Origin of the sequence: Marinobacter sp. S6332 (genome assembly GCF_023016045.1) — a bacterium.
Taxonomy (GTDB): Bacteria; Pseudomonadota; Gammaproteobacteria; order Pseudomonadales; family Oleiphilaceae; genus Marinobacter.
On the sequence record NZ_JALKAP010000004.1, the window covers coordinates 94,842 to 110,668 of the forward strand.

The following is a 15,827-nucleotide window of genomic DNA, read 5'->3' on the forward strand; positions in this document are numbered from 1 at the left end:
GGAATCGGTTTAATGACACAAACAATTATCGTCGCTGATGACCATCCCCTGTTTCGGGCCGCCCTGAAACAGGCGGTCAATCAAGCAGTACCTGATGCACAAACCGTAGAAGTCGACAGCATCAAGGCACTCCAAGCGTCGGTAGATTCGCACCCGGATGCAGATCTGGTTTTGCTTGATCTTAATATGCCGGGTGCCCACGGTTTTTCCGGGTTGGTGTTTATGCGGGGGCAGTACCCCGGCTTACCCGTGGTGGTTGTGTCTGGCTCTGAAGAGTTGCAGGTAATGCGACGTTCCATTGACTATGGAGCGTCTGGCTTCATTCCCAAGTCGGCGCCGCTGCCAACCATCACAGAAGCCATTCGGGCTGTGCTGGAAGGTGATGTTTGGCTCCCCGAAGGCGTTGCAGACAAGCTTGAACGCATGCATGCCGACACCACGGATTTCTCTGAAAAGCTCGCGTCACTGACCCCGCAGCAATTCCGAGTTCTGGGTATGCTGGCGGAAGGTCTTCTGAACAAGCAAATTGCTTACGATCTTGAGGTGTCTGAGGCAACCATCAAGGCACACATCACCGCGGTATTCCGCAAGCTTGGGGTTCGCAACCGTACTCAAGCGGTGATTGCGATACAGCAGATGGAGATTGATCCAGCGGACCAGTCGTTGTCTGGGAGCTGAGGTTCAGTAAGTTAGGAGAGCGGGCAGGGGAGGTGTTCCCAAAACACGCTGTGAATACCTCCCTGTACGCTCGGCTCCGCCTTTCACTGCTTATTGCTCCTGCGTCGCAGTGAAAGTCCTGGACTGGCCGTCCTTGGCCAGCCCGTGAAGTGCTTTGCACTTCACCCAAGGCTCCGCACGGTTTTGGGAACACCTCCCCTGCCCGATCCGGCATTCTCGGGAACTCGGCTACTTGCTCCCAGCGTATCCAAGGTCCTTATCCACCAGATTGAACAGTTCCTCACCGCCATGCCAGCGGTCAAAATTCTCCAAAAACTGATCAGTAAGTGCGCGCTTCCACCCGATAAAGTCACCCGCCATGTGTGCGGTCATGATGACATTGTCCATGTCCCAAAGCGGGTGATCTTCCGGTAAGGGTTCTTCCTCGAATACGTCGAGTCCGGCACCGGCAATTTCGCCACTCTCCAGCGCTGCAATCAGATCCTTGGTTTTAACAATCGGGCCTCGGCCAATGTTAATCAGGCGTGCGGTCTTCTTCATGGCCTTGAAGGCTTTCTCATCGAACAAGCCTTCTGTTTGGGGTGTCAGTGGTGCAGCGATGACTACGTAATCTGCGTGACCTAGCTGATTATATAGGTCGTCGTTACTGTGCACGGCCACAAAGTCTGGATCGTCTGTACGTGCTGTTCTTGCAATACCGTGAGGTTGTAGGCCCGCAGCAGCAACCAAACGCCCAATCTGTCGGCCGATAGAGCCCGCACCCACTACAAGCACCTGCTTTCCCGCTGCTCTTTCTGTGTCTCTATGCTTCCACTGATGCTTGAGTTGAAGGCGAATTGAGGCCGGGAAGTCTTTGGCAAACATCAAAATAGTACAGAGCACGTATTCGGCAATGGTTTTGTCAAATATACCTCTGGCATTAGTGACTACCACGCTGCTTTTCGTGAGGGCAGGGAACATCAGCGCATCTACCCCCGCGCTGGTGGCATGTATCCATCTCAATGTGTCCGCACAGCCCCAAGCCGCTTCGAGTGCCTCGGTTCGAAAATCCGTCACCATCATTACATCGGTACCCGGTAAGGTAGCGCGCAGGGTGGCCTCATCGCTGGCAAAACGCACTTCGGCGCGTGCCCTGAGAGAATCCATGCCCGGAGGTTCCTGCTCTCCGGGGGCAGTGAGTACGGTTACAACAGGTTTGTTGCGCTGAGACATTGAACCTCCGCCTGATTAAAAAGCTGGTTTCTGTGAGTGTTTTTCTGTGGGCCGGTTTTATTCCTTGCAAGGCCCTGCAAAGAGTCTGGTAGGCAGATGCGGTCTGGTCAACCTTGGTTCGGTTTTGTGGGCTCAAGCCCCGTCTATTTTGCTGGGTACTTGTACCTACACCATCTTTCGCGGCTTTGTCTTGTATGCCCTGATTTTACTGACTAACCTGCAAGGGGGTCTGTTTTGCCCCGTCGTCCCCGTTGCAGGAGGTTGTTATGGCAAATGCCGCCAACAGAGATACTGGCCAAGATGCAGTGCGCAAAGTGAAGTACCGGAAAACCAAGGCCAGTTGGAACCCTGCCATGCAGGCTGTTCCGGTGCCGGGTATTCGGCGTATGGTCAATATGGCTGCCACCATGAAGGACGTAATCCATCTTTCAATCGGTCAGCCTGATCTGCCAACACCCAAGCATATTATTGATGCTTATGTTGACGCTCTCCATGCAGGGCAAACCGGCTACACCATGGACGCCGGGCTACCTGAATTGTTGGTGGCGCTAAGGGATTATTACGGCAAGCGCTACAACCGCAAACTCACCAGAGATAATATTTTGGTGACCAGTGGTGCGACTGAAGCCATGTATCTAGCCATCTCGGCGACAGCGGCACCGGGTCGACAGTTCATCGTAACCGACCCCTCGTTTCTATTGTATGCCCCACTCATTCGTATGAACGGGGGAGAGGTTAAGTTTGTTCCAACTCGGGCCGAAAACGATCATCAGCTCGATCCCGATGAAGTGATCCGGGCCATGGGTTCGCGCACCTTCGCCTTGATCCTCAATAACCCAAACAATCCTACCGGGGCGGTTTATCCGCGCAGTACTGTAGAGACTATTTTGGAGGAATGCGCTTACCGGGGCATTCAGGTCTACGCCGACGAAGTGTATGACCACATGATTTTTGATGACGATGACTTTGCCAGTGTTCTGAATTGCTCCATGGATCTGGACAACATCATGTGCATCAGCAGTTTCTCCAAAACCTACAGCATGGCAGGGTTGCGTGTCGGCTGGGTAATATCCAGTCAGGCTGCGATTAAATCCTTGCGGCGCTATCACATGTTCACCACGTCGGTTGCCAATACACCTTCCCAGTTCGCTGGCGTAGCTGCACTAACAGGTGACCAACAGTGCGTGAGGGATATGCTGGGCATCTACAAAGAACGCCGCGATAAAGTTGTAGAGCTTATTGATCAAACTCCCTACATGACCGGGTACAAACCGGGCGGAGCGTTTTTTGCGTTCCCGGATCTGCCGCCTCATGTTGATGGGTCGGATTTAGCACTGCGCATGCTTAAAGAAACCGGTGTGTGTGTAGTGCCTGGTGATGCTTTCGGCGAAGGCTGCACTAACGCTGTGCGCATTAGCTTTTCCACCACCTGTGAAAAGCTGGATGCAGCGTTTGACCGCATCATTCCGTGGATGGCCAAGCAGCAGTTCTAAAAGAACTCTAAGGAGCACCTATGTCGGCTCTGGACTCTGTAATCGTCCAGTGCCCCTATTGCTGGGAGGCGCTGGATATCAGCGTCGACCCATCAGTAGCGGAGCAGGAGTATGTCGAAGATTGTCAGGTATGCTGCCAGCCTATTCTATTGCGGGTTATTTTCGATGATAATCTGATCCCTTATGTAGAAGCTCGGGCTGAAAACGAGTAGATGGCCCGAGTTCTGACCAATCATTAATCCGCCAGTCTTGTTACGCCTTCCGCTCTGCCGCAGGATGGGTGCTCATTCATGGAGAATAGACGATGAAGAAACCACACCTAATCGGCCTTTGGGGCATGGTTTTGATGACCCTTGCCTTAACCAGCGGCTGTGCCAGCATATCCCCTTATGCAATTTCTGAAGGTGAGCTTGAGCGGCACCTCCAAAACGTTGTAAGTGATTACGATCGCACGCAGTTGAAAAGCGGCTCGCCCCTGAGCCTCAGTCTCAGTGATGCAAACGTGGCGTTGGGGCCGGATGGCCGCGATGTGGCGGTAATTGATCTCAAAGGGCAGGTTGCACTTAATGCGTTTTTGGCCAAGCTTCCGGTTGATCTGGCCTTGAAAGTGGAGGGTGCCCCGGTTTACGACAGCAAAGAGAAAGCGATCTATATTCGCAGAATAAAGCTGCTTGAAAGCAGCATTGATTCGAGCTTTTTCAAGGGTGATCTAGCACCGGTTACAGATACAGTCATGCGCGTTGTGGCTCAGATGCTGGAAACCATGCCAGTGTACCGTTTGGATGAAACCAAGCTGGCGCAGCGCATGTTTGGGATGGTGCCTATGGACGTGCGCGTAGCACCGGGCCGTCTAGAATTTGTGATGGCTGACGAATAAAAGGCTGCAGTTGAAGCGGAGTCAGAAAAAAACTCTGGCTCCGCTCCTGTGGTCTATCAGGCTGACAGTCTCGCGCAGATTGCTTCACCAATGGCTTGAGTTCCACGCCGCGCACCGGAATTTTCCGCCAAGTCTGCGGCCACTGCGTCGAATAGCTCCTTACCTGCCGCTGCCATCACCGGATCTTTCCGGCCAAACCATTCCAGCATGCGAGCAGCGGTAAATAACATGGCAGTTGGATCTGCTAAGCCTTGCCCTGCAATGTCTGGAGCGCTGCCATGAGTGGGCTCAAACATAGAGGGCATGTTTGGGTCTGTTGGGTTTAGGTTGCAGGATGGGGCTACGCCCATGCCGCCAGATAACACGGCGGCCAAATCCGTAAGGATATCTCCCTGCAAGTTGCTGGCAACCACCACGTCAAATGCCCAGGGGCTTTGTACGAACTTCATACAAGCTGCATCTACCAGTTCATGGTGGGTTGCTACGTCAGGAAACTCTTGGCTGATCTCCTCAAACGCCTCGGTATACATATCACCCCAGTAACGCAGAGCATTGCGTTTGGTGATCAAGCACACCTGACTTTCACAGGTGCTGCCATCAAGCTTGCGGAATTCCCGGGTGCGGCCTTCGTTTGCCCGCTCCGTTGCTCTAGCACGAGCTTGCTCAAAACCATAGCGGATAATGCGATTGGTGGCCTTGCGGGTAAACACCTCCATTTGGGTCGCAATTTCATCCTCGGTTCCCTTGCGCAAGCGCCCACCTTGACTCACATACTCACCCTCGGAATTCTCCCGAATAACCAACATGTCTATATCTTTTGCACGCTCATCAGCAAGATACTGGCGAGCGCCGGGCAGCAGGCGCGCTGGCCGTTCACACACCCATTGATCGAAGCCCTTACGCATTTCCAGCAAAGGTGCCAGTGAAACGCTGTCTGTCAGCAAGTAGCGGTTGGGGTCATCCAGAGGCCCTGGATCACCCAGCGCGCCAAGTAATATAGCGTCGTAGGCTTTGAGCTGGATTAATGCGTCCTCGGGCATGGATTCACCATGTTCTTGATGCCAAGCATGGGATGGCCATGGAAAATGAGTCCACTCAAGAGCGAGATTGTGCTTGGTTCGCAGGGTTTCCAGGCAGCGTATGGCTTCCCCCACAACTTCCGGGCCAATTCCGTCGCCGGGTGTAACGGCAATGCGGGTCGTTTGGGCCATTTTGGAGACTCCTTTTCAAATTGACTGGTATGGATAACCAACCCAGTTTAGTCAGGGAAACCGGGGTTGCCACCGGTGAAGGCAAGAAAGCCGTTTTACCCGCCTGCAACCCGGCGCTATAGTGTGTCCTCAATTCGCGCACTCGCGTAATTTTATAGGGTCTACTTACTACAGGAAGGCAGCTTTGCTTTACCGACTTCTTACCGTTATTGGCGGCTTGGTATTTGTGGCAGCGCTTTTTGCGCTGGTGTGGTTTTTCTGCAAGAAGTTCCTGCAGCGTCAGGGCGTTATCGATAACCTTTCAGGCCGAACCACTGAACTTGCCACCTGGACCTTTGCTGGCATGAGCATAGGGCTGGTGTTTGCTGTGGTGGGCGCTTTTCTACTCGGCCCCTGGGCATTTTACCGCACCCTGCGCGGCCACGGAGTTGATATCTCCGATGGCGCAGCCATCTGGTGGGGGTTTGGAATTGTGTTGGCCTCGCTCGGTATTACCGCCATTTGTTTCTTCGGCTTTCTGGTGGCTGTGGGGGCCTACTGAATCGCCTTCAGCTGCTCCCGAAACCAAATGAGAGCCGGTTCCTGACCGTAGGCAGTGTGCCAGTACAGATGCACATCCACTGAAGGCAAGTCGGCTGGCGGGTTCATTATGGTGATGTTTGCCCGCTCGGAAATAATCTGGGCGTAGGTTTCCGGCATAGTCAGCAACATATCCGTTCCTTCGACCACCCGGCAGGCGGCGTAATAGTGCTGGCAGCGCAGGCGGATGCTGCGCTGAACCCCTAGCCTTGATAATTCAAAATCCTCAATCCCCGGCCCTTCAGCGCGTGATGAAACCAACACGTGCTGCGCTGAAAGGTATCCGTCCATGTTCAGCGTGTTTTCTGCCAGCGGATGTCCCTCCCGAGCCAGAACCACAAGTCTGTCCTGCCTGAGAAGTTCATGGGATGTATGGTTGCTGACGGGCAGCAAAACATCCACAGCAAAGTCCAGTTTGCCTGCGGCCAATTGCGTTTCCATATCCCGTCGGGGAATGCGCTTGCTAGCTATTTCGAGTTCAGGGTAGGGGTTTAATCGCTGCATAAGCGGCGGCAGAAACGTTGACTCAAGAACATCCCGTAGCCCCAAAGAATAGGTTTTGCGCTGGTTCGCAGGGTCAAACGCGTGGAACTGATTCACCGCGCCCTGAATTTGGGTAAGTCCCGGTTTCATGGATTCCAGAAAACGTCGGGCCAAAGGTGTCGGCACCATTTGGTTGCCCTGACGGGTGAACAGAGGGTCGTCAAAATGGTCCCTCAGTCGAGACAGCGAATGGCTAACGGCAGGCTGGGTGAGGTGTAACGCCTTCGCCGCCCGGGTAAGACTGCCTTCCCGGTATATCGTGTCAAATACATGCAGCAAATTGAGATCCAAACGAGTCCCGGCCATAGTCAGTTAGCTCTAGTTGAATAAGTATTTCTGATAGTAAACGATAAGAATAATTCAGTCGCGTAATAGTGTAGGCAACCTTAGACTGACCTAATCGTGCTTAAACTTCATGCACTGTTTGCTAGTCTAAAATCGCTGTTCAATTTCTGAGAGGGTTCGGCAATGGATTTCAGTATCTCCGAGAAAGGTCAGGATTATCTCAAGCGTGTAAAAGCGTTTATGGCGGAAGAGATTTTCCCGGTTGAAGCCCAGTACCACAAAGAGCTGGCATCTCTTGAAAATCGCTGGGTTGTGCTGCCCATCATCAAGGAATTGAAGGAAAAGGCCAAAGCCCAAGGCCTCTGGAACATGTTCTTCCCGGATGAAAAGCATGGTTGCGGCTTACTCAACTCCGACTACGCACTGATTGCAGAAGAAACCGGTCGCAGCTTTATCGCGCCTGAAATCTTCAACTGCAATGCGCCAGACACCGGCAACATGGAAGTGCTTATTCACTACGGTTCTGAAGAGCAAAAGGCAGAATGGCTGCCCCGCCTGCTCAGCGGTGAAATCCGCTCTGCCTTCTGCATGACCGAGCCTGCAGTAGCCTCTTCTGACGCCACCACTATGGAAGCAACCGCTATTGTTGAAGGTGACGAAGTGGTGCTCAATGGTCGCAAGTGGTGGAGCACCGGCATTGGCCACCCAGACTGCAAAGTGGCTATCTTTATGGGTCTTTCAGACCCCGATGCCCACAAACACCGTCGTCATTCCATGGTATTGGTACCGCTCGATGCACCGGGCGTAAAGATTGAACGTATGCTCCCCGTATTCGGCGAATACGACGAACCTTACGGCCACGGCCAGGTGCTGTTCGAAAACGTTCGCCTGCCCAAAAGCGCCTTCATCGCAGGCCCCGGCCGTGGCTTCGAAATCGCCCAAGGCCGCCTCGGGCCAGGCCGAGTACACCACTGCATGCGCGCTATCGGCGCCGCAGAGCGCACGCTGGAGTTGTTGGTGAAGCGTTCATTGAGCCGCGAAGCCTTTGGGCGCCCGTTGGCTAAGCTCGGTGGCAACCCGGACATCATTGCCAACGCCCGTATGTCCATTGAACAGGCGCGTTTACTGACCCTGAAATGTGCCTGGGCTCTGGACACCAAAGGTATTGCCGGAGCTATTCAGGAAGTCGCCATGATCAAAGCCGTGATCCCCAACATGCTGCAAACCATTGTGGATCAAGCCATCCAGATTCACGGTGGTGCCGGTGTGAGCGATGACGACTTCCCGCTTACCCAACTATTCGCCTATGCTCGTGTATTACGCTTGGCAGATGGTCCGGATGAAGTGCATCGCGCAACAGTTGCTAGACTGGAACTGCGTAAATACAAAAGCTGACGGCCAGCGAAAATGATGAGAGGAGCCGCCGGAGGGACGGGTTGATGAAACTGTGCGGAGCCATGGATGGCGGAGCCAAGCGTACAAGGACGTATCCACAGCGTGTTTCAGCAACCCGTCCCTCCGGCGGCTCCACCATACTCCAATGCTTAGGTGCTGTTTTTCAATAACAAACAACGGACAAACCCATGACACAAAGAGTATTCGTAACCGGCGGCGCAAGCGGCCTTGGCCGAGCCATTGCACTGCGTTATGCCAGAGAAGGTGCCAAGGTTTGCATCGGCGACATCAATCCAGAACAGGGCGCTGGTGTAGAACAGGAAATTAACAATGCTGGTGGCGAAGGCTACTTTGTTGAATGTGATGTGCGACGGCTAACAGATCTGGAAAAAATCTGCGCCGATCTCACCGAAAAGTGGGGTGGGGTGGACGTAGTGGTAAACAACGCAGGTGTGGCCTCTGCTGGCTCCATTGAAGACACCACCATGGCCGATTGGGAGTGGATTATCGACATCAACGTGCTGGGCGTTGTGCGTGGCTGTAAAGCATTTACACCGCAGTTCAAAAAGCAGGGCTCAGGAACCTTCGTGAACATCGCCTCCATGGCGGGCCTTATGCTTGCGCCGCTGATGGACAGCTACAACGTATCCAAAGCCAGTGTTATAGCATTGTCAGAAACCTTGCGGCAGGAACTGCGTGGTGATGGCATACACGTAAGCTGCGTATGCCCAGCGTTTTTCCAGACAAACCTCACTCAGAGCATGCGTTCGGACATTCCCGGAATTCAGCAGAACGTGAACAAGCTGATGAAGCGTTCAACAATCACTGCCGATCAGGTTGCCGACGATATCGTTCGCTCGGTAAAGAAAAATGACTTCTGGGTACTGCCCCATGTGAAAGAGCGCCGCTTGTGGATACTCAAGCGTTATGCTCCTGCGGTGTTTGACAAGCTCATGTACGAAGAAAGTAAACGCTGGATGAAAAAGATGGGCAACAAGGCCAAAGCCTGACCAGCACCCGGGAACAAAAGGAGAGAGATGAATGACCCAGATTGATCAGGCACAAGATATTCGCGAAGGTGAAGAACTGGATCTTGCAGCAGTAGATCACTTCATGAAAGGGGCCATCCCCAATCTGACCGGTGAGCCAGTCATCCGCCAATACCCGGGGGGCGCCTCCAACCTGACGTATCAGGTGGACTATGGCGACCGATCATTTGTTTTGCGTCGCCCACCGTTTGGGAAAATTGCAAAATCTGCCCACGACATGCTGCGCGAAGCGAAAGTAATGCAAGCGCTGAAACCTGTTTACCCCTATGTGCCCGACATAATCGCCATTTGCGATGATCATGATGTGCTGGGGTGCGATTTTTATGTCATGGAGCGAATGAAAGGCATCATTTTGCGCCAAGACTTCCCGGACGATCTGGAGTTAAACGAAGCCGATACGCGCAAACTGTGCCTGAGTGTGATCGACAAGATGGTAGACCTGCACCGTGTTGACGCCAAAGCCGCAGGTCTCGATTCTCTGGGGAAGGGCGAGGGCTACGTTGAGCGACAAATCGGTGGCTGGAGCGACCGATTCCGCAAGGCTCGCACTGATGACGTTGGCGACTTCGAGGAGGTGATGACTTGGCTCAGCGAAAAAATGCCGAACGATATTGCGCAAGTTGTTATCCATAACGACTTCCGTTTCGACAATGTGGTACTGAACCCAGACAACCCTTTTGAAGTGATCGGTGTATTGGATTGGGAAATGGCCACCATTGGTGATCCGCTGATGGATCTGGGCAACACGCTGGCCTATTGGATTGAGGCGGACGACGAAGGGCCGTTCCAGATGCTGCGCCGCCAACCCACCCATCGTGCAGGCATGCTTACCCGTAAGGAAGTGGTGGCGTACTACATGGAGAAGTCGGGCTTTCGGGCAGAGAACTTCGATTTCTATGAGATCTACGGGCTGTTCCGATTGGCGGTGATCGTGCAGCAGATCTATTACCGCTTCTACCACGGCCAAACCAGTGACAAGCGCTTTGCAGCGTTTGGTCATGCGGCGAACTACCTTGAAAAGCGCTGCAAGCGTTTGATCTCGGAGAGCTCGCTTTAATGGCTACTGTTTACTTGGTGCGCCATGGCCAAGCCAGTTTTGGTAAAGAGAACTATGACCAACTTTCCAAAAAGGGCTGGGAACAAGGCAAGGTTCTTGGGCGATGGATGGCCGGTAAATTCGAACCGGCAGCGATTTTTGGCGGCGACTTACAGCGTCACCGGGAAACCGTAGAGGCCATTGCTACCGGGTACGGAGCTAGTCTGCCGGATATGCAGGTTGCTCGGGGCTTTAACGAATTTGATCACGAGTCCATCGTAAATTGTTACCGTCCCCAGTGGCGTGATCGGCAGGTCATGGCAAAAGAACTCGCTGCGTCCACAAAGCCCGCAGCAGCCTTTCAGAAGGCATTTGTTGAAGCTGTTCGCCGCTGGGCCTCCGGTCAGCACGATGCCGAATACGATGAAACCTGGGCAGATTTCCAAGCACGGGTTCTCGCGGCCTTTGACGAAATGATCGAGTATGCGGACGGCGGCGATGTTCTGGTGTCCACATCCGGCGGCCCCATCGCCGTTATGTGTCAGCATCTTCTAAGCCTAAGCGACGAGCGGGCATTAGGGTTGAACGAAGTCATTGCCAACACCAGCGTTACCCGTGTGCTTTACTCCTCAGGGCGCCGCAGCCTGTCTGTTTTCAATAACTATAGCCACCTTGAAGCGGAAGACCCCGCTCTGGTGACGTTCCGATAACGAATTGAGGTGAACGAATGAGTAAGAAAGACCTGTTTGACCTGACCGGGAAAACCGCCCTAATCACCGGTGCCAGCCGTGGAATTGGCGAGAGCATCGCGCGCACGCTGGCAGATTATGGCGCCCATGTGATTGTAACCAGCCGCAAGATTGACGGTTGTGAAGCTGTAGCCAGCAGTATTCGCGAGGCTGGTGGCAGTGCTGAAGCCTATGCCTGCCACATTGGCGAGATGGATCAGATTGAAGCCATTTGGGCTCATATCGAAAAAGAGCACGGCAAGTTGGATATTCTGGTGAACAACGCCGCCGCCAACCCGTATTTCGGCCCGATTGAAGACACAGATCTTGGAGCCTTCCAAAAAACCGTCGACGTAAATATTCGCGGTTATTTCTTCATGTGTGCCCGTGGCGCGCAACTGATGAAGAAAAACGGTGGTGGTTCGATCATTAACGTAGCCTCGGTAAACGGTGTGAATCCTGGGCACTACCAAGGGATTTACTCGGTCACCAAAGCGGCGGTTATCTCCATGACTAAATCGTTTGCGATGGAGCTGGGCCAGCAAAATATTCGCGTGAATGCCTTGCTGCCAGGCCTTACCGATACCAAGTTTGCCAGCGCTTTGACCTCTAACGAAGCCATCAAGAAACAAGCTATGGCGCACATCCCCATGAAGCGGGTGGCGGATCCCAGTGAAATGGCGGGCACGGTGCTCTATCTGGCATCAAGCGCTTCCAGCTACACCACGGGCGCCTGCATCAATGCAGACGGTGGTTATCTTACAATCTAATCATTGGTTAGATTGCATTGCGACTTCCGGGCCCGGCTTGCAGGTAAGGGCTTTGAAGTCGCCGTTTAATTCCGATGTGCGTTGGGCCAAGTGATCAAGTTGTGAAGGCTGGCTTGCGTGTAGAAGATCCTGAACTAATGAAGACATGGCCTCCATGCTTTCATCCATTCTTTGCGCGTAGGCATCGCCACGGCCTGCTTCCGGATTATTGATCAACTCACTGATTTCTTGTTCAAAGCCCGGGGCCCGGCGATTCTCCAGTGCTTCCAGCAGTGCCTTTTGCCAGTTTCTGCGGCCCTCAAGCCAGATTTTGGTTTGTCCTGTGCGGCTTTCGGACCAGTTTTTGACGATTGTTTGTTGGCTATCGTTCAAATTGCCTAGCCAACGCTCAACTCGTTCTATTGTCCGTTCCGCTCTTGCTTGCGCAATTGTTTCAGCATTACCAGCCAGAAATTCTTCTTCCAACTCCCGGTGATTGTCTTCCATGTTGCCCGCCAGCTCGCGGACCTGTTCATCATTTAGGCTGGAGAGAAGGTTAATGGCAACGGGGGTTATTCTCTGCATCAAAGGCGGAAAGAAGCTAACAAGTTGATCCTGAAGGCGACCAACAGCCTCGGAGGTCGGTTTGCCGGAAGCCAGATCATTGTCGATATTACTGAGCCAATCTCGGTAGCGCGGCAGCTCAGTGCTACAGTGCCATTGCTTTAACTTCTCAATGTCTGCATTTAGCTGTTGCTCTTGAGCTTGAGAGAGCGAAATAAAATCCTCAACCCACCAGACAATGCCCCAGTCGGCGTAACGGTACGCCAATCGCGTTGAGCTGCACCCGGAAAGAAACAGAATTGTGACAAGTAAGAGTGCTGCCGTTCGTATGCAATTTACTTTGGATAAATGTCCATACTGATCCATAAGGCGCCTTGCTCGGTAAAAAAGCCTATCGAAAAATGATTGCAAGCTTACTATTATGTCTTGCCTTGGTAGGTACAGTGTACGACACCCCGAAGCTTTCAGATGTAGCTATTAAAAGGCCAGTGTCCAGATCAGGAGAGTTCATGAGCCGAATTAAACCCGCCCGTTTGCGACAGCTAGTGTTCGGATTTTATATGTCTGGAATGATGTCCCTATTGATGTCCGGGGTCATCACCTTCATCAACACAGGGATGGATAGCGCCTTTTTGTATCGTTGGATTCCAGCCTTTTTGGTGGCATGGGCAGTCGCATTTCCGCTGGTAACTTTCATCGCACCTGTTGCGGTGAAACTTACGGAGATGACCTTGGGATCGCGCCTTAAAGATAGTAAGAGTGCGTAAGGTAACTACCCCGGGGCTAAGCCGGGGTTGTTTGTTTTACTGGATGGATGTACTTGAGCTTCCAGAGCTGGATCTTGATAGAGCCGTTCCCGTAGGCGGTTGGAAGTGCAGTGAATAGAGAATTCGATCAAGCACAGCCTGCCCATTCCACGCCGGGTCATTATTCACCATGCCCACAACAGCCCAAGTTGTGTTGTTCTCGTCTCGCGTAAAGCCCGCAATAGAGCGAACATTTTCAAGGTAACCGGTTTTAATGCGGCCTTCTCCGTCCATTCCGGTATTACGAAGACGCCGTGCCATGGTTCCGTCCATAGCGATAATAGGCATGGAGGCCATAAGGTCTGACGAGTAGGGGCTATTCCAAGCGTGTTGTAGGATTTTGGTACCCTGTCTTGCAGTAATTCGACCATGACGTGTTAGGCCAGCCCCATTGTCGATGACCATACCTGCGGTATCGATGCCCTTTTTCTCAAGCCAATCGTATATAACGCGTATGCCGGCAACGCGGTCATCGCTTTCGTTATCCAGCCGGTTTTGGGCGCCAATAGTCAGCAACAACTGCCGTGCCATCACGTTACTGCTCCACTTATTGATGTCCCGTACCATGGTCACCAAATCGGGTGAGGTGGTTTTCATCACTAGCCGTGCCGTTTCCGGCGTTGTTCCGGTTTGGTTTCCGCCTGACACAATAATGCCCATCTCGCCAAGCAGAGAACGAATCATCGAAGCGCTGTATTGCTCGTGGGGCAATAAAGAGAAATAGGCTGTCGTGCGGCATCCCTGTGGCAATTTGCCCGTTACTCGCACGGTTACCTGTCCACCATCTTGCACCACGGGCTGCCAATCAAAATTCCGACGTGCGGGGCAGGGCCCTTCAGGTACAGCAGTTACACGGTTGTCGATAACAACCTCGCTTAAAGCAGGTGTGCTCCAAGCTTGGGTGCCGCGCTCATCTGCCCGAATTTGAAAGTGCAAAAGGTTGAGGTTGGTGAGGTAAGCCGATGGCTCAACCAAAAACGGTGCGTATGGATTGCTGCCATTGTCAGCAAATGCAGGAAAGCCCCCATCCACCTTGAAGTAGCTGCCATCCAGAACGAGATTGCCCTCGATGCGGTTTACACCCATATCGCGAAGTTCCCGCAGGGTTGCCCATAATCGCTCGAAGGTCAGTTTTGGATCGCCGCCAAAACGCACATACAGGTTCCCTTTAAGGGTATCGCCTACCATTTGTCCGTCTGTCAGAAAATCGGTATCCCAGTGATGAGTAGGGCCAAGGATTTCCAGCGCTGCATAGGTGGTGATCACCTTCATAATCGAGCCGGGGCTCATAGGTATATCGGCATTGATATGCTGGTCAAGCCCCGGACCGTTCAGCGGCACCGCGGCCATGCTCAATGCTTCGTCGCTGTTAAGGGATTTTGTGGCGTAATCTTGCATCTGGCTGGCCCAAAGGCGATTACTGCTGTAGCTCTTATCGTCGCCATCCGCAGCCAGCGCAGAAGGCAGATGCGCCAGACCCGGTGCTAGTGCGATAGCTGTAGCAAGGATCAAGGCTGGGCGCCGTATTTTACGGCGGATATTTCCTGCGCTATTCGTATGCGGCATACCCGAGATTACCATGTTGGCCAGGCTATGAAATGTGCGGATAGATCCGCTGATTAAACAATAGCCCATCTTTGTTCATTGTACTATGCAGAAAACCTCTACATGACGTTAATAAATGCCAGTAGACTGCTTGTTTGTATTGGAGTTTGTCACAGCGTGTAAGTTGCGTTGCTGTCAGTATCCGACAGCAACGTCAGCCAATGTAAAAGCTACATGTTTGGTGATAATGATGAAGTTTTCAACAGAGGAATTGCTCTATGCTTAATATGTTGGCCCATCACGCAAATGTGCTTGGTTCTGTGGCAACGTCATCGCTAACGGCCTGGCGCGGGTGTCTTGTAGTAAAGGCTGTTGCGCAACCTGAGCAACCCTTGGTGCTTTACGACATGGAAGGTTGCCCATACTGTCGGCGAGTTCGCGAAGCATTGACCGCGCTCAACCTTGATGTACAAATTCGACCCTGCCCTAAGGGCGGGCGAGTTTTTCGGCCGCAGGCTGAAGCGACGGGGGGCAAGCAGCAATTCCCTTTGCTGGTTGACCGTAATACCGAAACCGTGATGTACGAGTCGGAAGCCATTATCGAGTACCTTTTCCGCCAATATGCACAGCGGCCGGTGCCCGGCTATTATCGTGAGCGCGTTTGGCAGCCGGTTTTGGGCTCGATGGCCTCTGTTGCCAGTGCTATGAGAGGATTGCGAGCCAATGCAGGAAAGCGGCCAGAGCAACCGCTGCATTTGTGGAGTTTTGAGGGCAGTCCATTCTCTCGTTTGGTGCGCGAGAAACTGTGCGAGTTGGAACTTCCATACACTCTGCATAATTTGGGTAAAGAACACTGGACTGAAATTGGCCCTGCCAAGCAACGTCTCAAGCCCGGGCCCTATAAGCCTATAGCTGGCGGCAAGCGTGATGCTTTTTTCAAGGCTCACGGTCGAGTGCAGGTGCCTTACCTTGAAGACCCGAATACCGGTGAAGGGTTGTTTGAGTCTGCGCGCATACTGGACTACCTGACCGCGCAATATGGTTAAAACACGTCAGCGTTCACTCTGTTTCATGGGC

The 15,827-nt window shown here is 52.9% G+C and carries 17 protein-coding genes; 12 read left to right on the top strand and 5 right to left on the bottom strand.

Going from position 1 to position 15,827, the window contains the following annotated elements; all coding sequences use genetic code 11:
* Window positions 1-12 precede the first annotated feature (12 nt).
* Window positions 13-678, top strand: a complete 666-nt coding sequence (locus tag MWU62_RS07130) for a response regulator transcription factor (protein WP_200361745.1) — start codon at window positions 13-15, stop codon at window positions 676-678.
* Window positions 679-906: 228 nt separating this feature from the next.
* On the opposite strand, the gene MWU62_RS07135 is transcribed toward MWU62_RS07130, so the two are convergent.
* On the bottom strand, window positions 907-1,890 hold the full coding sequence (locus MWU62_RS07135; RefSeq protein WP_247114200.1) for a D-2-hydroxyacid dehydrogenase: 984 nt from the start codon (window positions 1,888-1,890) through the stop codon (window positions 907-909).
* 266 nt (window positions 1,891-2,156) lie between these two features.
* Here MWU62_RS07135 and MWU62_RS07140 point away from each other — a divergent pair, with 266 nt between their 5' ends.
* The 3 genes from MWU62_RS07140 (at window position 2,157) to MWU62_RS07150 (ending at window position 4,260) form a co-directional block, all read left to right on the top strand.
* A complete protein-coding gene (locus MWU62_RS07140) occupies window positions 2,157-3,383 on the top strand; it encodes a pyridoxal phosphate-dependent aminotransferase (RefSeq protein WP_200361743.1) in 1,227 nt (408 codons plus the stop codon).
* Between the two features lie 20 nt (window positions 3,384-3,403).
* On the top strand, window positions 3,404-3,595 hold the full coding sequence (locus tag MWU62_RS07145; protein ID WP_200361742.1) for a CPXCG motif-containing cysteine-rich protein: 192 nt from the start codon (window positions 3,404-3,406) through the stop codon (window positions 3,593-3,595).
* Between the two features lie 92 nt (window positions 3,596-3,687).
* Window positions 3,688-4,260, top strand: coding sequence for a DUF1439 domain-containing protein (locus MWU62_RS07150; protein WP_200361741.1), 573 nt, complete (start codon window positions 3,688-3,690; stop codon window positions 4,258-4,260).
* Between the two features lie 56 nt (window positions 4,261-4,316).
* On the opposite strand, the gene MWU62_RS07155 is transcribed toward MWU62_RS07150, so the two are convergent.
* A complete protein-coding gene (locus MWU62_RS07155; protein ID WP_247114201.1) occupies window positions 4,317-5,471 on the bottom strand; it encodes an isocitrate/isopropylmalate dehydrogenase family protein in 1,155 nt (384 codons plus the stop codon).
* A gap of 184 nt (window positions 5,472-5,655) precedes the next feature.
* Here MWU62_RS07155 and MWU62_RS07160 point away from each other — a divergent pair, with 184 nt between their 5' ends.
* Complete coding sequence (locus MWU62_RS07160) at window positions 5,656-6,012, top strand: hypothetical protein (protein ID WP_200361739.1); 357 nt, start codon at window positions 5,656-5,658, stop codon at window positions 6,010-6,012.
* Here the strand turns inward: MWU62_RS07160 and MWU62_RS07165 are convergent.
* Window positions 6,006-6,899: a LysR family transcriptional regulator gene (locus MWU62_RS07165; protein WP_200361738.1), complete on the bottom strand. Its 894-nt coding sequence runs from the start codon at window positions 6,897-6,899 to the stop codon at window positions 6,006-6,008. The genes MWU62_RS07160 and MWU62_RS07165 overlap by 7 nt on opposite strands.
* Before the next feature lie 162 nt (window positions 6,900-7,061).
* Between MWU62_RS07165 and MWU62_RS07170 the strand changes: the two genes are divergently transcribed.
* From MWU62_RS07170 to MWU62_RS07190, 5 genes are all read left to right on the top strand, one after another.
* Entirely contained in the window at window positions 7,062-8,273 is a 1,212-nt protein-coding gene (locus tag MWU62_RS07170) for an acyl-CoA dehydrogenase family protein (protein WP_247114202.1), read from the top strand.
* A gap of 188 nt (window positions 8,274-8,461) precedes the next feature.
* Window positions 8,462-9,283, top strand: coding sequence for an SDR family oxidoreductase (locus MWU62_RS07175; protein WP_200361736.1), 822 nt, complete (start codon window positions 8,462-8,464; stop codon window positions 9,281-9,283).
* A 31-nt stretch (window positions 9,284-9,314) separates the two neighbouring features.
* Window positions 9,315-10,379: a phosphotransferase family protein gene (locus tag MWU62_RS07180; protein WP_200361735.1), complete on the top strand. Its 1,065-nt coding sequence runs from the start codon at window positions 9,315-9,317 to the stop codon at window positions 10,377-10,379.
* Complete coding sequence (locus MWU62_RS07185; RefSeq protein ID WP_247114203.1) at window positions 10,379-11,068, top strand: histidine phosphatase family protein; 690 nt, start codon at window positions 10,379-10,381, stop codon at window positions 11,066-11,068. Before MWU62_RS07180 ends, MWU62_RS07185 begins: the two co-directional genes overlap by 1 nt.
* A gap of 17 nt (window positions 11,069-11,085) precedes the next feature.
* Complete coding sequence (locus tag MWU62_RS07190) at window positions 11,086-11,856, top strand: SDR family oxidoreductase (RefSeq protein WP_247114204.1); 771 nt, start codon at window positions 11,086-11,088, stop codon at window positions 11,854-11,856.
* Here MWU62_RS07190 and MWU62_RS07195 read toward each other — a convergent pair whose 3' ends face one another.
* A complete protein-coding gene (locus MWU62_RS07195; protein WP_247114205.1) occupies window positions 11,857-12,666 on the bottom strand; it encodes a DUF6279 family lipoprotein in 810 nt (269 codons plus the stop codon). It lies immediately after the preceding gene.
* Between the two features lie 242 nt (window positions 12,667-12,908).
* On the opposite strand from MWU62_RS07195, the gene MWU62_RS07200 reads away from it, so the two are divergent.
* Entirely contained in the window at window positions 12,909-13,166 is a 258-nt protein-coding gene (locus tag MWU62_RS07200; RefSeq protein WP_200361731.1) for a DUF2798 domain-containing protein, read from the top strand.
* A gap of 36 nt (window positions 13,167-13,202) precedes the next feature.
* On the opposite strand, the gene dacB is transcribed toward MWU62_RS07200, so the two are convergent.
* Window positions 13,203-14,771 (bottom strand): D-alanyl-D-alanine carboxypeptidase/D-alanyl-D-alanine-endopeptidase, encoded by a 1,569-nt coding sequence (gene dacB, locus MWU62_RS07205; RefSeq protein WP_247114206.1) that lies wholly within the window; start codon window positions 14,769-14,771, stop codon window positions 13,203-13,205.
* 257 nt (window positions 14,772-15,028) lie between these two features.
* On the opposite strand from dacB, the gene MWU62_RS07210 reads away from it, so the two are divergent.
* Window positions 15,029-15,796, top strand: coding sequence for a glutathione S-transferase N-terminal domain-containing protein (locus MWU62_RS07210; RefSeq protein WP_247114207.1), 768 nt, complete (start codon window positions 15,029-15,031; stop codon window positions 15,794-15,796).
* Window positions 15,797-15,827: the final 31 nt, after the last annotated feature.